The organism is Afipia sp. GAS231, from assembly GCF_900103365.1.
Taxonomy (GTDB): domain Bacteria; phylum Pseudomonadota; class Alphaproteobacteria; order Rhizobiales; family Xanthobacteraceae; genus Bradyrhizobium.
Genome location: NZ_LT629703.1, coordinates 5,178,008 through 5,198,474, shown reverse-complemented (window position 1 = coordinate 5,198,474; position 20,467 = coordinate 5,178,008). Strand labels below are relative to the sequence as shown.

General features: G+C 62.5%; 15 protein-coding genes. 8 read left to right on the top strand and 7 right to left on the bottom strand.

From position 1 onward, the window contains the following. The first annotated feature begins 55 nt into the window (after nucleotides 1-55). Entirely contained in the window at nucleotides 56-397 is a 342-nt protein-coding gene (locus BLS26_RS24525) for a hypothetical protein (protein WP_092515174.1), read from the top strand. A 7-nt stretch (nucleotides 398-404) separates the two neighbouring features. Here the strand turns inward: BLS26_RS24525 and BLS26_RS24520 are convergent, their stop codons facing one another. Continuing rightward, entirely contained in the window at nucleotides 405-4,520 is a 4,116-nt protein-coding gene (locus BLS26_RS24520) for a GAF domain-containing protein (protein WP_092515173.1), read from the bottom strand. Between the two features lie 406 nt (nucleotides 4,521-4,926). Between BLS26_RS24520 and BLS26_RS24515 the strand changes: the two genes are divergently transcribed. The 5 genes from BLS26_RS24515 to BLS26_RS24495 are packed head-to-tail and all read left to right on the top strand — an operon-like array spanning nucleotide 4,927 to nucleotide 10,930. Beyond that, a complete protein-coding gene (locus BLS26_RS24515; protein WP_092515172.1) occupies nucleotides 4,927-5,979 on the top strand; it encodes an Ldh family oxidoreductase in 1,053 nt (350 codons plus the stop codon). A 25-nt stretch (nucleotides 5,980-6,004) separates the two neighbouring features. After that, nucleotides 6,005-7,372: an LLM class flavin-dependent oxidoreductase gene (locus BLS26_RS24510; RefSeq protein WP_092515171.1), complete on the top strand. Its 1,368-nt coding sequence runs from the start codon at nucleotides 6,005-6,007 to the stop codon at nucleotides 7,370-7,372. A 23-nt stretch (nucleotides 7,373-7,395) separates the two neighbouring features. After that, complete coding sequence (locus tag BLS26_RS24505; protein ID WP_092515170.1) at nucleotides 7,396-8,181, top strand: fumarylacetoacetate hydrolase family protein; 786 nt, start codon at nucleotides 7,396-7,398, stop codon at nucleotides 8,179-8,181. A gap of 3 nt (nucleotides 8,182-8,184) precedes the next feature. Continuing rightward, nucleotides 8,185-9,918: a thiamine pyrophosphate-requiring protein gene (locus tag BLS26_RS24500; RefSeq protein WP_092515169.1), complete on the top strand. Its 1,734-nt coding sequence runs from the start codon at nucleotides 8,185-8,187 to the stop codon at nucleotides 9,916-9,918. A gap of 31 nt (nucleotides 9,919-9,949) precedes the next feature. Further along, nucleotides 9,950-10,930: a tripartite tricarboxylate transporter substrate binding protein gene (locus tag BLS26_RS24495; RefSeq protein ID WP_092515168.1), complete on the top strand. Its 981-nt coding sequence runs from the start codon at nucleotides 9,950-9,952 to the stop codon at nucleotides 10,928-10,930. Here BLS26_RS24495 and mctP read toward each other — a convergent pair. From mctP to BLS26_RS24465, 6 genes are all read right to left on the bottom strand, one after another. After that, nucleotides 10,914-12,410: a monocarboxylate uptake permease MctP gene (gene mctP, locus BLS26_RS24490; RefSeq protein ID WP_092515167.1), complete on the bottom strand. Its 1,497-nt coding sequence runs from the start codon at nucleotides 12,408-12,410 to the stop codon at nucleotides 10,914-10,916. The genes BLS26_RS24495 and mctP overlap by 17 nt on opposite strands. A 13-nt stretch (nucleotides 12,411-12,423) precedes the next feature. After that, on the bottom strand, nucleotides 12,424-12,603 hold the full coding sequence (locus BLS26_RS24485) for a DUF3311 domain-containing protein (RefSeq protein ID WP_092515166.1): 180 nt from the start codon (nucleotides 12,601-12,603) through the stop codon (nucleotides 12,424-12,426). Between the two features lie 134 nt (nucleotides 12,604-12,737). Further along, on the bottom strand, nucleotides 12,738-13,367 hold the full coding sequence (locus tag BLS26_RS24480) for a hypothetical protein (protein WP_157676578.1): 630 nt from the start codon (nucleotides 13,365-13,367) through the stop codon (nucleotides 12,738-12,740). A gap of 96 nt (nucleotides 13,368-13,463) precedes the next feature. Further along, entirely contained in the window at nucleotides 13,464-14,489 is a 1,026-nt protein-coding gene (locus tag BLS26_RS24475) for a tripartite tricarboxylate transporter substrate binding protein (RefSeq protein WP_197681276.1), read from the bottom strand. 195 nt (nucleotides 14,490-14,684) lie between these two features. Beyond that, the gene (locus BLS26_RS24470) at nucleotides 14,685-15,956 is read right to left on the bottom strand and encodes a 2-hydroxycarboxylate transporter family protein (protein ID WP_197681365.1); all 1,272 of its coding nucleotides are present in this window, start codon (nucleotides 15,954-15,956) and stop codon (nucleotides 14,685-14,687) included. A 423-nt stretch (nucleotides 15,957-16,379) separates the two neighbouring features. Further along, nucleotides 16,380-17,828, bottom strand: a complete 1,449-nt coding sequence (locus tag BLS26_RS24465) for a porin (RefSeq protein WP_157676577.1) — start codon at nucleotides 17,826-17,828, stop codon at nucleotides 16,380-16,382. Nucleotides 17,829-18,305: 477 nt separating this feature from the next. Between BLS26_RS24465 and BLS26_RS24460 the strand changes: the two genes are divergently transcribed. Together BLS26_RS24460 and BLS26_RS24455 are read left to right on the top strand one after the other, a co-directional pair. Further along, nucleotides 18,306-19,037: a response regulator transcription factor gene (locus BLS26_RS24460; RefSeq protein ID WP_244541674.1), complete on the top strand. Its 732-nt coding sequence runs from the start codon at nucleotides 18,306-18,308 to the stop codon at nucleotides 19,035-19,037. Continuing rightward, a complete protein-coding gene (locus tag BLS26_RS24455; RefSeq protein WP_172804680.1) occupies nucleotides 19,015-20,397 on the top strand; it encodes a sensor histidine kinase in 1,383 nt (460 codons plus the stop codon). Before BLS26_RS24460 ends, BLS26_RS24455 begins: the two co-directional genes overlap by 23 nt. The last annotated feature ends 70 nt before the right edge of the window (nucleotides 20,398-20,467 follow it).

The following is a 20,467-nucleotide window of genomic DNA, read 5'->3' as shown; positions in this document are numbered from 1 at the left end:
GCGCGCATTGGCGCCGCGCGCGGAATGCGGATATCATCTGGCGTCAGGAGATTGAATGCATCCAGCGGCGAAACTGCAATTCGAGCGCATGATCGGCGAGTTTACCCGATGGCGCGCGGTTCCCGAGGACGCGCGATCGCCGGCTCCGGCCTGGTGGTGGGGACCGGCGATGGAGTTGCGCAACATCGCCGAGCCGTTACCGATCGAATGGTGCGCGGAGCTCGCGCTGCCTGACGGCGCGACCTGTACCGCCGGCGCCGACGTCTTTCTCAAGGCGATGGCCGGGGAGACGCTGGTGCCCTGGCCTTATGATTTTCCGCGCAAGGCGGCAATGGCCGAACCTGAGGTCCGCGAGCTGCATCCGCAGCCAACAGACGACAGCGCCTTTCCGCCTTGATTGAGGCTCAGTCTTGATTGAGGCTAAGTCTTGCTCGAACTTCGGCCTTGAGGATTTCGTCCTCCGCGCTGGGCTGTAGCGGCGGCGAGGAAATCTGCGCCTCGGCCCGCAGCAGATTGGCCATCTCCCGCGCCGGCAGTGGTTTCGAGAACAGAAAGCCCTGCATTTCGTCGCAGGCATGGCTGCGCAGGAACGCTTCCTGCTCCACGGTCTCGACGCCCTCAGCAATGACGGTCATGCCGAGCGCCTTGCCCATGCTGATGATCGCCTGCGCGATCGCCTGATCTTCGGTATCGATCGGTAGGTCGCGGACGAAGGAGCGGTCGATCTTGATGGTGTCGATCGGGAACTGCTTCATCAGCGACATCGACGAATAACCGGTGCCGAAATCGTCGATTGCGAGGCGAATGCCGCGGCTCTGGACCGCATCAAGCACCTTGATCGCGCGGGACACGTTGCGCATCACCATGCTTTCGGTGACTTCGAGCTGCAGCAGCACCGGCGACATGCCGCTTGCGAGCAGCGCCTCGTCGACATCGTGCAGCAGATGCGGGTCGGCGAATTGCCGCGGCGACAGGTTGACCGCCATCGTCACCGGCCGCAGGCCGCGACGCTGCCACGCCATGTTCTGTGTGCAGGCTTCCTTCAGCACCCAGCGGCCGATCGGAACGATCAGCCCGGTTTCCTCGGCGAGCGGAATGAACTGGCCCGGCGAGACGATGCCGAGTTCGGGATGGTTCCAGCGCAACAGCGCCTCGACGCCGGTGATCTGGCCGCTCACCATGTCGACCTTGGGCTGATAATGCAGCGAAAACTGGTCGCGCTCCAGCGCGCGGCGCAGCGCGCTCTCCAGCGTCAGCCGCTCGATCGACTGCGTCTTGATCTCGCGGGTGAAGAAACGGAAACCGTTCTTGCCGTCTTCCTTGGCGAGATACATCGCCATGTCGGCATTCTTGGTCAGCGTCTGCATGTCGGCGCCATCAGCCGGATACATCGCAATCCCGATCGAGGCCGTGGTGTGACATTCGTGGCCGCTCAACTGCAGCGGCTGGCTCAGCACCGACAACAGTTCGCTGGCGATCCGCTCGACCTCGTGGCGCTCGGCGGCCTCTTCCAGGATGACCACGAATTCGTCGCCACCGAGCCGAGCCACGACGTCGCTCGAACGCAGCGCGCGCCGCAGCCTGCCGCCGATTTCCACCAGCAGCATGTCGCCGGCGTCATGCCCCAGCGAATCGTTGATGACCTTGAACCGGTCGAGATCGATGAACAGCACGGCAAACCGGCGATCGTAACGTTGCGCGGCGTCGATCGCCAGCCGCAGCATCCCGTTGAACATGTCGCGGTTCGGCAGGTTGGTCAGGCTGTCATGCGACGCCAGATACTCGATGCGCTGGTCGGCTTGCGCCTTTTCGTCGACGCGGGCGAAATTCTCCAGCGCGAACGACACATTGTCGGCGAGCCGCTGCAGCAGTTCGGAGAATTCCGGCGTGAACGTATCCTTCTCGGTCGCGACGAACACGAGAATGCCGACCACCTGCCCGCGCGCAAACAACGGAAACGACGCGCCGGATCGCGTGCCGTCCTTGATCGCCTGGGGATGGAACGCCTGGCAGCGCGGATCGGCGAGATAATCGTTGATGATGCAGGCCGCTCCCGAACGGAACGCCATGCCGCACGCTCCGCGCCCTTCAGGGTGGGCTTCGTTGGTCGACATCAATACGGAGCGCGCGCTGACGGCAGCCGGTCCGCCGGTGGCGACGACGTCGAGGTAGTCGCTGCCGGGTTTCGCCAGCGCGATGGTGGTCGAGGTGAACTTGCCGCCGGTGGCGGCCGCCGCACAGACCAGATCGAACAACTCGGTACGGGACTTTGCCCGCATGATTGCTTCGTTGGTGGCGCTGAGCGCCGCGAACATCCGCCCCAGCCGCTCCTTCTGTTCCTCGGTCCTGGCCTTCTCGTCGGCGCGGTCGAAATTCTCCAGTGCGAACGACACGTTGTCCGCGAGCCGCTGCAGCAATTCGGCGAACTCCGGCGTGAACGTGCCCTTCTCGAGCGAAATGTAGACCATGACGCCGACCACCCGCCCCTGCACGAACAGGGGAAAGGCCGCGCCGGAATTGGCGCCGTCGTGGCGCGCCCGGGCGTGAAACGCCTGACTTGGCGGGTCGGCAAGATAGTCGTTGATGATGCTGGGCCGTCGCGAACGTATCGCACGGCCGCCGACCCCGCGCCCTTCCGGATGGGCTTCGTTGAATGACAATTTCACTTCGCGCGCGCTGGCTACCGTCGGCCCCGCCGCGCCTGCGACGTCCAGATAGTCGCTATCCGACCTAATCAGCGCGATCGAGGTCGAGGTGAACTTGCCACCCTGAGCGGTCGCTTCGCACACCAGTTCGAACAACTCGCTGCGCGACCTTGCGCGCACGATCGCTTCGTTGGTCGCGCTGAGCGCGCCCAACATACGCGCCAGGCCTTCCTTCTGCCCCTCGGTTTTCGCCTTCTCGTCGGCACGATCGAAACTCTCCAGCGCGAACGATACGTTATCGGCGAGCCGCTGCAACAATTCGGCGAATTCGGGCGTGAACGTATCTGCTTCGGCGGAAATGAAGAACATCACGCCAACGGGCTGACCGGAAACGAACAGCGGAAAGGCTGCGCCCGACCTTGCGCCGTCGCTGAGAATGAATTTTTGAAACGTCGCGCCTCGCGGATCACCGCGCAGGTCGTTGGCGACGCAAGCTTGCCGGGAACGAAATGCGTTTCCGCACAACCCGTGCCCTTCCGGGTGAGCCGCGTCGAACGAAACCTTCACCCGGCGCATGTTTTCCGCGGTCGGTCCGGCCACCGCGACCATATCGGGATAGTCGCTGTCGGGCCGCGCCAGCAGGATGCTGGTCGAATTAAAGCGCCCGCCGTTGGCGGCGGCTTCGCACACCAGTTCATGCAGTTCGGCGCGGGACTTCGCCCGCATGATCGCCTCGTTGGTGGCGCTGAGCGCCGCGAACATGCGCGTCAACCGCTCCTGCTGCTGGTCGGCAACGGCCTTTTCGCTCGCGCGTTCGAAATTATCGAGCGCGAACGATACGTTCTCGGCAATCCGCGCCAGCAGCGCGATGATCTCCTCGTCTTCCGCCCAGGATTTGCTGACGAAGAACAGCAGCACGCCCACGCTTCGGCCCACCCTGGTCAGGGGGACCGCCACACAGGCCATCACGCCGGACTCGCGCTGAGCCTCTTGCCAGGGCCCACCCTGCACGGTCGCTGCCAGGTCGTCATTGACGCAAGGGCGCTGCGTCCGGAACGCTTCACCGGAAATGCCCTTGCCATATTCATTATCGGGATCGATCGAGAAGCGCGACCGCGTAATCAAATGGAGGCTTTCGCCGGTGCCGGCGACCGGCTTCAACCAGTTCGAGTCTTGCTCGGCCAGCAGCACGGCGGTGGCGACGGATTTTCCGCTGTAGACGGCGGCATCGCAAACCCGCTGATAGAGTTCCTGTTCGGTCTTGGCGCGCAGAATAGCTTCGTTGGTGGCGCTGATGGCGCCGAACATCCGGTTCAGCCGCCGCATTGCCCGCTCGCCGTCCTTGCGCGCGGCCTCATGATCGAAATTGTCGAGCGCGAACGACACGTTCGCCGACACCCGTTCCAGCATCGAAATGATCTGGCGATTGAGCGAGCCGGGTTCGCGCCGGGTAACGAGGAAGACGCCGACGCTGTGGCCATTGCAGGTCAGCGGCAGCGCTGCCGCCGCTCCGACCTGTCCGGTTTTGGCGCCGTCGCGCCAGGCGGTCGAACGCGGGTCGTTGAGGAAATCGTTGCTGATGATCACCCGCTGGTCGCGAAAGGCCTGCCCGCAGACCCCTGAGCCCTCGGGTGTACCGGCCACGATCGAAATGTTGATACTGCGCAGGCGGGTGATGTCGTCGCCACAGCCGGCAGCGAAACGCAGCAGGTTGGTACCCGGCTCCAGCAGAAAGATCGCCGAGGCCAGGAAGTCTCCGCTGAAGAAGGCGGCTTCGCTGACTTTCCGGTACAGTTCTTCGGGTGATTTTGCGTACAGAATCGCTTCGTTGGTGGCGTTCAACGCCGCAAACGTACGCACGATTTCGGTCTTCACGTCCCCAAGCTCCCTGCGGACAACACGGGCCAGCCCCCGCGGGATTTATGCGCGGGAGACGCCTAAATGGACGTTATTGGCGGTCCGAAGATACGATTCAGAGTAAATGCCGGCCGAACGGCCTCCGCAGAAACACTGAGAAATTAAGGTTCTGTTGGGGATGTTGTGGCCGCCGGCACGCGCGTTGCCATGCCGGCAATTTCCGTGTGCCGCCACACCGGTTCCGCCTGATGAAATCCCGGTCGCGCCAGGCGCGTCCTGCGGCATGGCACTCAGGACATTCTGCGCTTGCTCTCAAGCCACCGCTTTGAGACCATGCGCGGTGGATAACAAGCAATATCCGCAACAAGCAAGCCTGCAACAAGCAAGACCCGCCGCTCGCGTGGGCATTTTAAGAGGAAATCCCATGCCGATCGTTCAGGCCGACCGTCTCACGCGCATCGGCGCGGCGCTGCTGAGGGCCGCCGGCGCATCGGAGGAGGAAGCGGGCGCGGTGGCGGTCGGCTGCGTCAACGCCAACCTCGCCGGACATGACTCCCACGGGGTGATCGCGATCCCGACCTATATCGACCGCGTCAAGGCTGGTCACATCGTACCTGGCGCGAAGTGGACCATCGTGCAGGAATCGCCGACCACCACCGTAATCGACGGTCACTGGGGGTTCGGCTTTCACGTCAACGCCAAGGCAATGGCGATGACGATCGAAAAGGCCAAGACCGCCAACGTCGCGGCCTGCACCGTGTTCCGGCAGAGCCATGTCGGACGGTTGGCCGCCTATCCGATGATGGCGATGCGGGCCGGCATGATCGGGATTGCCGCCGCGGATTCCGGCCGTTCGCCGAAGCATGTCGCACCGTTCGGCGGCCGCGAGGCCCGGCTCGGCACCAATCCGATCTCGATTGCGGTGCCGTCCGACCTCGAAGCTCCATTCTATCTGGACATGGCGACGTCGGCGGTCGCCGCAGGCAAGATCGCGTTGTCGGTCGCGCGCGGCGAACAGATTCCGCAAGGCTGGATCATCGATGCCGAGGGCCGGCACACCACCGACCCCACCCAATACCGCAAGGGCGGCGCACTGCTGCCACTCGGCGGCAGCGAGGGCTACAAGGGCTCGGGCCTCGCCGCGATGGTCGAGGTGCTGTGTGGCCTGCTCACCGGGCTCGGTTTTGGCGTCGAGCCGACCGGCCGCCACAACGACGGAACGTTCATGGCGGTGTTCAACGTCGCCGCATTCCGGCCGCTCAAGGATTTCGAAAAGGAGGTCGGCGAATTCGCCCGCTATCTCAAATCGACGCCACCGTCGGAAGGCTCTCCCGGCGTGTTCTATCCGGGCGAGATCGAATACATCCGCGAACAGAAGCGTCGGGCCGAAGGTATCGAGATCGAGGACGCGACCTGGGACAAACTGAAGTCGCTCGCGTCAGACTACAAGCTCGCCGCCGAACTCGATCTGAAATGAACCCCGCCCGCACAAGGAGAATAACATGACACGGCAAATGGCGATGGTGGGCTTCCTGCAGGCGCAGAACTGCACCAACCTGCCGAGCTCGTGGCGACATCCGGAATCGCGCGACGATTCGATGTCGGCCGATTACTACCAGGAAATCGCCCGGGTTCTCGAAGCCGGAAAATTCCACATGGCGTTCTTCGACGACCGCCTCGCAATGCCGGATCGCTACGGCAACGATCACGCCCATACGGTCGAATACGGCATCCGCTGTGTGAAGATGGACCCGATCGTGGTGCTGACCACGATGGGCATGGTCACCACCAAACTCGGGTTAGCCTCGACCTGTTCGACCACCTATTTCGAGCCGTTCGACGTCGCCCGTCGGTTTGCCACCCTCGACCTGATGACCAATGGCCGCGCCGCCTGGAACGTCGTGACCTCCGTTAACGACGGCGAAGCCCACAATATGGGCAAGGACGCCCATCTCGATCATGATTATCGCTACGACCGCGCCGACGAGTTCATGGAAGTGGTGCTCGGCCACTGGGATTCCTGGGAAGACGGCTCGCTGATCATCGACAAGAAGAGCGGGCGCTTTGCCGATCCGACCAAGGTGAAACGGCTCGATCACAAGGGGACGTTCTTCAAGTCGCGTGGCCCGTTCACCGTGCCGCGCTCGCAACAGGGCCATCCCGTCGTCATCCAGGCCGGCGCTTCCGGCCGCGGCCAGCGCTTCGCCGGCCGGTGGGGCGAGGTGATTTTCACAGCGGCGCGCAACCTGACCGGCGCCAAGCAGGGCTATGATGCGATCCGAAACGAAGCCGCCAAGGCCGGCCGCGATCCCGACCAGATGTTCCTCTGCAACCTGATCACCCCGGTCGTGGGCGCGACCCAATCGGAAGCCGAAGACAAGATGGCGCTGATCGGCAAGCTGCCGCTGGAGATCGACGCGCTGTCGCTGCTCGCCGAGGGACTGAACTTCGACTTCGCCGCCAAGGGCATCGACGAGCCGCTGACCACCGAAGAGCTTCAGGGCATGCAAGGCATGCTCGGCATCCGCGACGGCGTGCTCAAGACGTCGGGCAAACCGAACCCGAGCACGCGTGACTTCATCACCTTCTCCGGCCGCGGCCAGACCCAGGACGCCATGGTCGGCGGGCCGAAGGAAATCGCCGACAAACTGGAAGAGATGTTCGTCAACCGCGGCTGCGACGGCTTTGTCATTGCCGCAACCTATGTGCCCGGCTCCTATGCTGACTTTGTCAAGCACGTGGTGCCGGAACTGCAGCGCCGCGGGCTGTTCCACAAGGATTACGCCGGAACGACGCTGCGCGAAAATCTCGGTCTGCGGCGTCCCGCCGCCGGCGCCTGGAAAACCCCGCCGCAAGTCGCGGCCGAATAACAAGAAGAACAAGAGGAATCCACATGCGCTGGCTCAAATTCACCGCCGCCGGAAAAACATCCTGGGGCCTCGTCGAGGGCGACAAGGTGGTCACCGTCAACGGCGATCCCTTCGGCGAATGGCAGCGCGGCGCGCAGACCCATGCGCTGAAGGAGGTGAAGATCGAGCTGCCGCTGATCCCGCGCACCTTCTATTGCGTCGGCCTGAACTACCTCAAGCATCTGAAGGAAGCCGCCGACAAGGCCGGCACGGTGCCGAACGTGCCTGACCGGCCGGAGATCGGCTATCGCGCCCAGAACGCGCTGATCGCACACGACGAGGATGTGGTGATCCCGGCCACCGCGACCGAGAAGATTCATTACGAAGGCGAACTCGCGGTCGTGATCGGCAAAAAGGCCAAGCATCTTACCGAGGCCAATGCGATGTCCTGCGTGTTCGGCTACACCATCGGCAACGATGTCAGCGAGCGCACCTGGCAGAAGGCCGATCGCGGGCTGTGGCGCTCCAAGAACGCCGACACCTTCAAGCCGATGGGTCCGTGGATCGAGACCGACGTCGATCTCGACAAGATGGAAACCACCATCCGGGTCAATGGCAAGCAGACCGGCCATTTCCACACCAACGACATGATCTTCGGCATCGTGCCGTTCATCGTCGAACTGACCAAATATTTCACGCTGTGGCCGGGCGACGTGATCTGGATGGGCACCGACGGCGCCTCCCCCGATATCAAGGCCGGCGACGTCGTCGAAATCGACATCACCGGGATCGGCACGCTGCGCAACAAATTCGTCGCCGAGAAGCGATAGGGCATGAGCCGGTACAGCACCGCACATTATTTCCTCGAAGGCCTGGTCGATCTCGGTGTCGAATACATCTTCGCCAATCTCGGCACCGACCATGTCTCGCTGATCGAGGAGATGGCGCGCTGGGACAAGGAAGGCCGGGCGCATCCCGAGGTGATCCTGTGCCCGCACGAAGTCGTCGCGGTGCACATGGCCGGCGGCTATGCGCTGGCGACCGGACGCGCCCAGGCCGTGCTGGTGCATGTCGACGCCGGCACCGCCAACGCCTGCATGGCGATCCAGAACCTGTTCCGCTATCGGCTGCCGGTGCTGCTGTTCGCCGGACGCGCGCCGCACACGCTGCATGGTGAACTGACCGGATCACGCGACACCTATGTGCATTTCGTGCAGGACCCGTTCGACATCGCCAGCATCGTCCGCCCCTATGTCAAATGGGAATATTCGCTGCCCTCAGGCGTGGTCGTGAAAGAAGCGCTGGCCCGCGCCGGCGCCTTCGCGCACAGCGACCCGCCCGGCCCCGTTTACATGATGCTGCCGCGCGAGACATTGGCCGAGGAATGGGACGAGACCGCGATGCCGCCCTATCCGGCGGCGCGCTATGGCAGCGTGCACGCCGGCGGCGTCGAACCGGCGCGAGCGAACGCGATTGCAGAGGCGTTGATGGCGGCCGAGAATCCGGTGGCATTCGCGGCCTATCTCGGCCGCAAGCCGGAAGCGGTCGCCGTGTTCGATCGGCTGGCGCGCACCTGCGGCATCCGCGTCGCCGAATTCAATTCGATCGACCTCAACATCCCGCAGGACTCGCCGTGCTTCGCCGGCTCCGATCCGCTGCCTCTGCTGGAGCATGCCGATCTCGGCCTGCTGCTCGATTCCGACGTGCCGTTCGTGCCGCAATACGCCAAGCGTGCGAACGCGATCAAGTGGATCCAGATCGATATCGATCCGCTAAAAGCCGATTTTCCGATGTGGGGCTTTGCCACCGACATGCGGGTTCAGGGCGATTGCGCCACCGTATTGAACCAGGTGTTAGCGGCGGTCGAGGCTCGCTCCGACGACGCCTACCGCAAGCGCGTCGCTGAGCGCATCGCAAGCTGGGGTACCACACGCGGGGCGTCGACCAAGCGACGCGCGACGGCTGCCGCCAACAAGGGTGTTTCGGGCGCGCTGAACCCGGCCTTCGTCTTCGCGACCCTTAGCGGGAAACTTGCGCCTGATGACGTCGTCCTCAATGAGGCGATCCGTAACGGACCGATCCTGCAGGAGCATGTCGTTCGCACCCGGCCGCAGAGCTATGTCGGGCTTGCCGGCGGCGGGCTCGGGTTCTCCGGCGGCATGGCGCTGGGGCTGAAGCTAGCGCAACCCGGCCGTCGCATCGTGCAGGTGATCGGGGACGGCGGCTTTCATTTTTCCTCGCCCGACAGCGTCTATGCGGTGGCGCAGCAATACCAGATCCCGATTCTGACCGTGGTGCTCGACAATGGCGGATGGCAGGCGGTGAAATCAGCGGTGCAGCGGGTCTATCCGAAGGGCATCGCCGCCGAAACCGATCAGTTCCAGTCGCGCCTGATGTCGGGCCGCCAGGGCGACCGGCGGGAATTTTCCGAGGTGGCCAAGGCGTTCGGCGCCTATGGCGAATGCGTCACCGAGCCGGACGAACTTGGCCCCGCCATCGATCGCGCGTTTGCGGCGCTCGATGACGGCAAGGCCGCCGTGCTGCATATCAAGGTGACGAAGCTCTAGCGTTCATTCCGATATTCAAGAGGTCGATTTCATGCGAACGCCTGGCCGGAATTTTCTGATGACGGCGTGCCTTGGATGGCTGGCGCTCGCCACGCCCACGCTGGCGCAGGAAGACCCTTCGAAATATCCGAGCCGGGCGATCCACATCATCGTCGGTTTCGCGGCAGGCGGCGGCAACGACATCATCGCTCGCGTGTTCGGCCAGAAACTGTCCGAGAGCCTCGGCCAGCCCGTGATCGTCGAGAACAAGCCCGGCGGTGGCGCCATCGTCGCGACCGAATACGTCGCGAAGTCGCAGCCGGACGGCTACACGCTCTTGATGAGCGCCAGCGGCATCTCGATCAATCCAGCCGTCTACGCCAAGCTGCCCTATGATGCGATCGACGACTTTGTCGCGGTTTCCGAGCTGGCGTCGTTCCCGCTGATCATGATCGTCAACGCCGCATCGCCGATCAAATCGGCGGCGGAACTCGTGACCTATGCCAAGGCCAATCCGGACAAAACCGACTATGCGAGTTCGTCTGCTTCGTTCCAGTTGGTGACCGAACTGTTCAAGCAGAAGACCGGCGCACCGATGCAGGTCATTCCCTACAAGAGCGCCAACGAGTCGGTGCTGGCGGTGGTGGCGGGCCAGGTCACCACGACCATTGCGGATGCAGGTCCGGTCTTGCCGCAGGTCAAGAGCGGCACGGTTCGGGCGCTCGCCGTCGCCGCGCCGAAACGGATGGAAGAGCTGCCTGATGTTCCGACCTTCCAAGAGGCCGGCGCCGATGTCGACGCCGTTCTATGGAGCGGCATTTTTGCGGCGAAGGGTACACCGCCGGCGATCGCCAGGAAGCTCGAAAGCGAATTCATGCGTATCGCCGCATTGCCCGATGTGAAGGCACGGCTGAAGCCACTCGGTATCGACACCGTCGGCAATTCGTCGGAAGCGTTCGCAAAGATTTTGTCCGACGATATCGCCCGGTGGGGCGGTGTCGCCAGGGCCGCCAATATCAGGATCGAGCAGTAGCGCTGGTTCGGTTCGGCGAGATCACTCCGGCAATCACCGTCGCGACTGCGGCGACCGCGATGTTCAGCAGCAACGCGCCGAGCCCGACATAGAACACGTAACTGGCGCCGCCGAGATCGATGGTCGCCAGCGGTTTGAGGCCGTTGCTCCAGGCCGTCCACGATCCCCAGCCGATGCCGGCGGCCCAGCCGAGCAAGAGGCCTTCGGAGCGGAACCAGCGCGTGAACAGGCCGAACACCAGCGCCGGAAAGGTCTGCAGGATCCAGAGTCCGCCGAGCAGTTGCAGGTCGAGCGCATATTGCGTCGGCAGGAACAGGATGAAGGCGAGCGCACCGACCTTCACCACCAGCGACGCGATCTTCGCCACCGCCGCTTCGCCGGCGTGGCTGATGTTCGGATTGACATAGGACTTCCAGACGTTGCGGGTGAACAGGTTGGCGGCGCCGATACTCATGACCGCCGCCGGCACCAGCGCACCGATCGCAATCGCCGAGAACGCAAAGCCCGCGAACCAGGACGGGAACAGCACCTTGAACAGCATCGGCACCACGTCGTTCGGCGACGATACCTTGATGTTGGCGGCGTAAGCCATGTAACCGAGCAGCGCGATCAGGCCGAGCAGCAACGTATAGGCCGGCAGCAGGATTGCGTTCTTGCGGATGGTATCGGCCGACTTCGAGGCGAAGATGCCGGTCAGCGTATGCGGATACATGAAGGCGGCCAACGCCGAGCCCAGCGCCAGCGTCGCATAGGGCAGCATCTGCGCCGGCTTCAGGATCAGACCGGTGGCGCCGCCCTTGGCCGCAAACGCATCGTTGGCGGCAGCGAACACCGCGCCATAGCCGCCGAGTTTGGCCGGCACGATAACGACGGCCACCAGCACCACGATATAGATCATGATGTCCTTGACGAAGGCGATCAGCGCCGGCGCGCGCAGGCCGGAGCTATAGGTGTACAACGCCAGGATGATGAAGGCGGCGACGAGCGGCAGTTCGCCGGTCAGTCCCATCGCCTTGATCACGACCCCCATGCCGATCAGTTGCAAGGCGATATAGGGCATGGTCGCGACCATGCCGGTGATCGCAACCGCCAGTTCGAGGCCGCGCGAGCCGTAGGTGCCGTGAACCACGTCGGCGGCCGTCACGTGGCCGTTGGCATGCGCCTTCTTCCACAGCACGGGCATCACCGCGAAGACGAAGGGATAGACGATGACGGTGTAGGGCAGCGCAAAGAAGCCGTAAGCGCCGACCGCATAGACCAGGGCCGGCACGGCGATCACGGTATAGGCGGTATAGAAATCGCCGCCGACCAGGAACCAGGTGATCCAGGTGCCGAACTGCCGGCCCCCGAGCCCCCATTCATCGAGATGTTCGCTGACCGGTCCGGCTTTCCAGCGCGCGGCCAGAAATCCCATCACGGTGACGAGCGCAAAGAAGAAGATGAAAACCGAGAGCGCAACCCATTCGATCTGATCGGCCATGGCGATGCCCTCCCTAGGGCGTTTCGTCAGGCGTACGGCTGCGATAAACCAGCCAGATCAGCAGCGAGGAGATCGGCACCCAGGCGAGCTGGTACCAGTAGAAGAATGGAAAGCCGAACAACGAAGGCTCGGTGAAGTTATAGAAAGGCACCCACAGCAGACCGATAAACGGCAGCAGCAACAGGATCCACATCAGCGGGCTCCGGCGTTGTGCCAGCTTGTTCGGCCGGCGTTCCCTACCTCATACGATTTAAGAGCCGGATTGTTGCGGCGACAAGCGAATTTGTTGCTGCAACGCGATGCGCAGCCCGATCGGTGGCTGTCTCGTCAGAACGCCGGCGCCTGCCCGTTTCGGCCATAGGTGATGCGCGGCGCCTGCACGGTACCATCAGGCTGCTTTTTCGCGGCGGCCACGAAAATCTTGGTGCCGGGCTGCACTTCTTCCTTCTTGCCCATCTCGTAGGTGACCACGACGGTTTCCGGGGTGACGAGCAATTTCTTCTCGCCGTCCTTGTACTTCACCGATAGGGTCTGCCCGTCGACGCCGGTGACGGCCTGCTCGACATTCGCATTGGTCATCTTGCTCTTGGGCATCAGGTCCCAGTCGTAATGGCCCTCGCCGGTGCCGCGCATGGATTCCGGAAAAATGTGAACCTCAATGGCTTTCTGGACGCCGTCAGCCTGCATCATGCCGGCCGAGCCGACAAACATGCCCTGCTTGATGTCACTCATCTTGGACGGAACGATCACGACAAACAGCGGGTTGTCGGTCAGCGTCAGCTTCAGCTCGGCGCCGTCACGATTTTTGACCACATAGACCGGACCGTCGATCCGCTCGACGGTGCCGCGGATGCGGACGGTTTCCTGCGCCGATGCCGGCAGGGCGATACAGATAGAAACAAAGCTCGCGGCGGCAAATAGGCGACGTCCCATTAAACGACGTACCATGGCTGACATGGTCATCCTCCCCGGTGTTATCGGCCGTTGACGGGTAGCGACAGGGCGCAGGCCGTTTCGCCCACCCCTGCAACCCCAGGCGGTAGCGATTATTCCCTATTCCGGCTTGATGCCGGCATCCTTGATGACCTGACGCCAGCGGGCTTCCTCGCGGAGAAAATATTTGTCGAGCGCTTCGGGCGGCTCGGCCACCATGACGAGGCCTTCATTGACGCCGAGCTTCTTGAAGGCGTCGGACTGCACGGCTTTCGCAGCCGATTTGTTCAGGCGGTCGATGATCTCGGGTGGCGTCTTCGCGGGCGCATAGACGCCATACCAGGCCTCGGCGGCATAGCCGAGGACGCCGGCTTCCGACACTGTCGGCAATTGCGGGAACGCCGGCGAGCGTTCCGCCGAGGTCACGGCGATCGCGCGCAGTTGCCCGGATTCGACCAGCGAAGCCGCACTCGCCACCGTCGTGAACATCACCTGGATCTGTCCGCCGAGCAGGTCGGTGATGGCGGGCGCAGCGCCCTTGTAGGGCACCGTCGTCAGGTTGACCTTCGCCATGTGCTTGAACAATTCACCGGCGAGATGGGCCGACGTGCCGGTGCCGTAGGTGCCATAGGAGAGCTTTTCAGGCTCGGCTTTGGCCGCCGCGACAAGGTCCGCGATCGATTTGATCGGGGACGCCGGATTGACCACGACGAGATTGAACGAACGCGCCACCAGCGCCACCGCGGCGAAGTCGCCATGAGCGTCGTAGGGCAGCTTGGCCTGCAGGCTGGGATTGACCGCGTTGGCGAACGTCCCCATCAGCAGCGTATAGCCGTCGGGCGCACTGGTCGCGACCGATTGTGTGCCGATGATGGTCCCCGCCCCCGGCTTGTTCTCGATGATGACGGAGACGCCGAGATCCTTCGACATCTCCTGCGCCAATGTCCGCGCCACCACGTCGGTGCCGCCGCCCGGCGCGAACGGGACCACGATTTTGACAAGGCGCTCGGGATAGGCCGCAAAGGCCGCGCCGGTTGGATACGCGAATAACAGTGCGCATGCTGCAAGCGCGAACAGAACGGATAGCTTCGCGGCGTTGTTTCGGGATTGCATGTTGCCTGACTTGCGGCGGGAATAAGGAAGCATCAGCAGATCACGCCCGACCTGACAATGCTATGCCGCATGTGAAGCATCCGAAGCCCGGGACAAGGCCGGCAACTGGCTGAAGTCGCGGGTCGACCGCGGCAAGGAGCCCAGCCGGTTCAACACCCCGCATTCGATCGCCGCCGACGCCAACGGCTGCTCTATCGTTCCAACGGCTGGTCCGCCCGCGATGGCCGGTCAGGTTATCCAGCGCAGGATCACCAGCACACCGGTGACCGTGATGGCGCCACCAATCCGCGTTGCGATCTGGGCAAAGGGCATCAATTGCATCCGGTCGGCCGCGGTCAGGATCGCGACGTCGCCCGTCCCGCCCTGGCCCGAATGACAGGCATTCACAATCGCCGTCTCGATCGGATACATGCGCATCAGCCAGCCGATAAACGCACCCGTCGCCATCAATGTGAACACGGTGGCGACGATCGTAACGAGATTGGGGATCGTGAAGGCCGCCATCAGCTTGTTCCAGGGCGTGAGCGACACGCCGATCGCGAACAGCAACGGATAAGTCATGCCGAGCTGGACAAACCGGTAGACGACGAGCCCCCCCGCTTGCAGCCGCGGCGAGACCGCGCTGGCAAGCTTGGCGACGACCGCAAGGAACAGCATTGCGACGGGCGCCGGCAGGCCGATCAGGTGGAAAAGCATGACGCCGAGCAAATACAGAACGATTGCAGTCAGCCCGGCGCCGGCGATGGCCGTAATATCGACCGTCGAGACTTTCTCGTCGGTGTTGAGGCTGGTCAGATCTTCTCCGACCCCGGCCGGCTGCAGCCGCCCTTCGCCGGTGAGGTGCGGATATTTCTTGCCGACAAAATTCAGGATGCCGGAAAAAACGATTGCCGTGAGGCTCCCGAGCATGACCGGAGGAAGCACCTGCGCGAAGAAGTCTCCTTGTGGCTGGCCAAGGATGGCTGCATATCCGATCGAGAGCGGTATAGCGCCTTCACCGACGCCGCCTGCCATGATCGGAACGACGATAAAGAAGAAAGTCTTGTAGGCGCCGAGCCCCAGCAGGGTGCCGACCAGCGTTCCAACGGCTCCCGCCACGATCGACCCCACGCCAAGCGGCACAAATATCTTGAGGAATCCCTTGATGAGGACTTCTCGATCCATGCCGAGGATGCTGCCGACGATGATCGCGGCGATATAGATGTAGAGAAAATTGGTGAACTTGGTGAAGTCGACGATCGACTTTACGATCGGAGCCGGCAGCAGTTGATAGTAGACGAGCGCGGACGGGATGAACGTCGCAAAGATGGCGCCGGCACCGATGTGATGCAGGATGGGCAACCGCTTGCCGATCTCCGCGCAGGTGAAACCACCGAGCACAAGCACGGCAATCATCATTGGCGCATCGGACTTGACCTCGCCCTGCATCGTCAGAACCGTCACGAGAACGACGAGGATCAGATAGATGGGGAGGGAAATGATTCCGATATTGAGGTCCATCAGCCGCCACCAACCGTTCGGCCAGAACGGTACGGGCGCAGATGTGTCGGTATTCTCGTGCTCGCCAGGCCAGGTCGCCGTTTGGGTTTTCTCCAGCATGACTTACTCCCCTATATATACTCGCCGCTAGTTCGACGGTTGCCGCGACCTTGATCGGCGCACATAGGCCAGATCAGAAGTCGCATTTGTTATGAATGAGACTGCGTGCATGGGTGCGGGCGCGGGCGTCCGAATTGCCCCATGCCGAATTGCTTCGGCATGGGGTACGATTTTGAGAAACCAGGTCAGGGCATCTTCCCTGGTGACTCTTCGCCAGCAGCAACTCCACGAGAGAGCCGCACGGCAACGGGTGAGTGCTGCCAGGCGGGAATTTCCGGACGGTCGGAATATTTCCGACCGCCCTTCACTTTCAGAGCGCCGCGGCTACCACTTGTACCGAACGCCGGTCACGACCTCATCCGCCGAAGTGAACTTGTGCGTCTGGCTCGCGCTATATCCGCCGGTGGTCTTAAGATGATCGCCAGCGACATACACATCGACATTGGGGATCGGGTGATAGATGAACGACGCGTAGGTCGTCATTCTGGTCCCGGTCCCGGTCGCGACCGCCGAACTTGCGTCCTTGAACGGAACGAACGTGTAGCCAGCCCCCGTCAGCGCGGCGTTCTTGGCAAAGAAATCCTGCCAGCCAAGTTCGAAGTCGTAGAACTTGGAGGGCGTGATCTTGCCCGACACGGTCACCACATCGTCGTTTCGCATACCGACCAGACCCTGATCGGCGTTGTAGTGCATGTAACCGGCGTTCAGCCGGAGGAGACCGCCATCCCAGTTTCCGCCGATGCCCCAGGACTGATGGATGTGCCCGATGTTGGTGGAGCCGATCGTCGGGATCTCCAGCACGTTGGCGCGGGTGTAGAAGGCTGAGACGTGGAACTCGCCGCCGTTCCAGCCCGCAGCCACGGCTTCGCTGCTTCCCTTGTCGAACGAGGCTCCGGGGATGGGACCGCTGCCGTTTGGACCGCCGGGGCCATTGGCGTCGCCGAAATTGTAGGCTGCACCGAGATACAATCCGTTATCGAACACCTTCTTCCAGACCAGGCCCTGGTCGTAGCGGGTATCGCCCTGGCCGCCTGCGCCGTTGCCGCCGCTGGTGTAGAAAATGAGCTGCTTGAAGTTGTTGTTGTTGGTGAACCCGCCCTCGCCGGTGCTGAGTTTGGAACTGCCGTAGGGATCGGCCCAGATATTGGCGACGTCGCGCGGCAGCGTGTTCTGCCGGCCAATCGTGAACTTGCCGAGCGTCGAGCTCTCGAATCCAACCCAGGCGTCGCGATTAAAGATAACGCCGGGCGTATCCATGTTGCCGCTGGGCAGCTCGAATTCGCTCTCCATGCGGGCAATCAGATTGAAGTTGTCTTCCGGGAACAGCTTCTGCGTGACGAAAATGCCCCATCGGTTGCCGCTGAACCAGGACACGTTCAACCCGACCGTCGAGGCCCCCTTGGTATTGACGTTCGTGACGTAGCCGAGCGTCGGTTCGATGATGCCGTAGAGCAGAACATCGGTGCCCGAGGTTTCGATGATGTGGACTGGACGGCCGGAGACAAAGCTATCCCAAGGTCCGGTTTTCGTAGCCATCTGGCCGGGAGGCGGCACAGAGGCTTGAGCCTCCTTTGCCCGCTCCATCTGCTTTACCTTATCATTCAGCGCCTTGACCTTGCTCTTCTGCTCTTCCATTTCGGACAGGCGCTTGTTCATCGCCCTGATCTCGGCCTTCAGTTCACCGAGCTCATCCGCTCGCACAGGCGTAGCGGCCAGCGACGCCACTGCGGTGAACGTGGCTGCGGCCAGAATATATCGGGCGGCAGGGTTCATCCTGGCGCTCATGCCTTTTTCAGGCACAGCCGCGCTGGATAGCCACTTCCACTGGAGTTGTTTGGTTAGTCGCATGTCGCCCCCCTCGAGAGATTGTTAATTCGCTCTCGGAAACTGGCGTCGACTGCTGTCAGAACCCTGTCATCTCGGGATGGCTCGGCGGCGGACGATCTTTCCGTGCGCATCGTTGCAAGATCGACACACTGCGCCGCCAGTGCCTCGCGAGAGCAAGCCTTCGCAGCTGCGAGATCAACGAGGGAACCCACCAGTAAATATGCCGCCCGCACCGGCTCACTTGAATCGCAACGCTTGACCAGATTGTCGGGGCTGCTTTAGTTGGTCGAAATTCCAAAAAAATGCGCGCTCTCGAATGGCGCTTGAGCCACAAGAGCGGGTCGGTTGCGCCCGCCCGGCTTGGACTCTGAGGAAACGACTGGCTGCAAACAGCGATTGCTGTCGCGCAGATTGGGAAGACGAATGGTCGTCTTTTCGGGTGGGATGACGTCACATGCATCAGATTTCATGCGCGCGCTTCTGATCGAAGACACCGTGGATCTCGGTTCCGCGATTACGGCACGCTTGCGCGGTGATGGTCACGCCGTCGAATGGCTGACGGATGGCGCTCACGCGTCGCAGCGGATCAAGGAAGATGCGTTCGACCTGATCATCCTCGACCTTATGTTGCCAAACATGAGCGGCACCGATCTTCTGAAGCTGATGCGCAGCTTGCGCATCAAGACGCCTGTGCTGGTGATTACGGCACGAGGCGAGATCGGCGACAAGATCGATCTTCTTGACATCGGGGCCGATGACTATCTCGTCAAGCCATTCGATTTGCGGGAGTTGGAAGCGAGGATGCGCGCTGTGGTGCGCCGGCACAGCGGCACTTCAACAAGCAAACTCGAACTCGGCGATGTGACCATCGACATTGCGGCGCAATTTGTCATCGTTTCCGGCAAGCGCGCCGAGCTGACGCGGCGCGAGTTTCGCTTGCTCGAACTGCTGGTGCTGAACCTCGAACGAGTCGTGCCGAGGGAGCGGCTGATGGATCAGCTTTTCGGCTATGAAAATGCCGTCAATCCGAACGCCCTCGAACTGTACGTCTCCCGTATCCGACGCAGGCTGAAGCCGTCAAAACTCCGCATCGAAACCGTGTGGGGCATCGGATATGTGGCAAAGATCGACGATGCCAAAACAGACCTCCATTAAGCGCGACATACTGTTCGGCGCCATCTCGCTGCTGGCGATCCTTGGCGTCGGCCTGTTTCTATATGTCCGCAACTTCTCCCAGAACGCCGCGGACATCGCCTTTGACCGCGTGCTCGCGGCTTCCGCGCTCTCAATTGCCGACAGCATTCGGGTCGAAGACGGCAACCTGACGGTTGAATTGCCGCTGGCAGCGATGGAAATACTGGGCGCGGCGCGCGAGACCAGGGCGTTCTATGCGGTTCGGGCGCCTGATCATTCCCTCATCACCGGCTATGCCGACCTGCCCGATCCGAAGCTCGACGCGCCCGACCCTAAACCACACTTCTTTGACGCCATCTATTCGAACAGCCCGGTCCGTGTCGGCACCGTGCGACGCTACATGGATTTCGGCGAGAAGTCCGGTTGGGTTGGCGTGACAGTGGCCGAAACCCGAGAGGCCCGAACGCAGCTCGCGACCCTGATCTTGAGGAACTCGTTCGCGCCAATGGCGGTTGCGGGACTCATTATTTGCCTGCTCATTTCCACAGGCTTGAACAGGGCATGGGCGCCGCTCGTCGCGCTTGAGACCGAGCTGAGCAAGCGCACGTCGGCCGACCTCACGCCGATCCGAACCCCGGTTCCGAAGGAAGTCGCCTCCCTCGTTTCCAGTCTCAACGAATTCATGCAGCGCCTTAACGGCGTCCTGAACACGTTGCGCGGAATAGCTGTCGAGACCACGCACGAAATGCGCACTCCGCTCGCCTCGATCCGCGCATTGGCCGAAGTGGCCGCGTCCGAATCGGATCCCAGGTTGCTGCGCGGCTACGTCCGACGAATTCTGGCCAACGCAGTCGACGCCACCCGCATCGTCAATCAGCTGTTGGCCGAGGCCGCGATCGCGCACCACATCGAGACCTCGACCAACCCGCATTGCGATTTCCTCGAGTTGTACCTGCAAGCCGTCGAGCGGCTGCCGACGGTCAACATGCAACGTTGCCGGCTGACCGATCTGTCGACGGCGCACGAGGATTTCCCGGTCTGCGGTTCACCGTTGGTGTTCCGCGAACTGATTGACAATCTCCTGGACAACGCGCTCAAATATGCCCCCGATAGTGCGGTCGATATCGACCTGCGCACCTCGACCGATGGATCGGCGATCGAATTTGACGTGGCCGACCGTGGGCCGGGCATTCCCGACCCGGAAAAGACGCTGGTGCTCGAGCGCTTCCAGCGCGGTTCGACCGGGACGTCGGTCGCCGGAACCGGTCTCGGCCTGAACATCGCAAAGAGCGCGGCCCTGGCCGCCGGCGGCGAGTTGTCCTTGCTGGATCGACCCGGTGGCGGACTGATCGTGCGCGTGGTTCTTCCGAGGGCTGCGTGATGAACAGATTTCGAACTTTCCCTGCGCTGTTCGTCGGCCTGTTGGCGACGCTGATATGCTCGCCGCAGGC

What these genes read in the sequence shown, in the direction of transcription:
- BLS26_RS24525 (WP_092515174.1), top strand. Translation starts at nt 56, where the DNA reads ATGCATCCAGCGGCGAAACTGCAATTCGAGCGCATGATCGGCGAGTTT.
- BLS26_RS24515 (WP_092515172.1), top strand. Translation starts at nt 4,927, where the DNA reads ATGCCGATCGTTCAGGCCGACCGTCTCACGCGCATCGGCGCGGCGCTG.
- BLS26_RS24510 (WP_092515171.1), top strand. Translation starts at nt 6,005, where the DNA reads ATGACACGGCAAATGGCGATGGTGGGCTTCCTGCAGGCGCAGAACTGC.
- BLS26_RS24505 (WP_092515170.1), top strand. Translation starts at nt 7,396, where the DNA reads ATGCGCTGGCTCAAATTCACCGCCGCCGGAAAAACATCCTGGGGCCTC.
- BLS26_RS24500 (WP_092515169.1), top strand. Translation starts at nt 8,185, where the DNA reads ATGAGCCGGTACAGCACCGCACATTATTTCCTCGAAGGCCTGGTCGAT.
- BLS26_RS24495 (WP_092515168.1), top strand. Translation starts at nt 9,950, where the DNA reads ATGCGAACGCCTGGCCGGAATTTTCTGATGACGGCGTGCCTTGGATGG.
- mctP (WP_092515167.1), bottom strand. Translation starts at nt 12,410, where the DNA reads ATGGCCGATCAGATCGAATGGGTTGCGCTCTCGGTTTTCATCTTCTTC.
- BLS26_RS24485 (WP_092515166.1), bottom strand. Translation starts at nt 12,603, where the DNA reads ATGTGGATCCTGTTGCTGCTGCCGTTTATCGGTCTGCTGTGGGTGCCT.
- BLS26_RS24480 (WP_157676578.1), bottom strand. Translation starts at nt 13,367, where the DNA reads ATGTCAGCCATGGTACGTCGTTTAATGGGACGTCGCCTATTTGCCGCC.
- BLS26_RS24475 (WP_197681276.1), bottom strand. Translation starts at nt 14,489, where the DNA reads ATGCTTCCTTATTCCCGCCGCAAGTCAGGCAACATGCAATCCCGAAAC.
- BLS26_RS24470 (WP_197681365.1), bottom strand. Translation starts at nt 15,956, where the DNA reads ATGGACCTCAATATCGGAATCATTTCCCTCCCCATCTATCTGATCCTC.
- BLS26_RS24465 (WP_157676577.1), bottom strand. Translation starts at nt 17,828, where the DNA reads ATGAACCCTGCCGCCCGATATATTCTGGCCGCAGCCACGTTCACCGCA.
- BLS26_RS24460 (WP_244541674.1), top strand. Translation starts at nt 18,306, where the DNA reads ATGGTCGTCTTTTCGGGTGGGATGACGTCACATGCATCAGATTTCATG.
- BLS26_RS24455 (WP_172804680.1), top strand. Translation starts at nt 19,015, where the DNA reads ATGCCAAAACAGACCTCCATTAAGCGCGACATACTGTTCGGCGCCATC.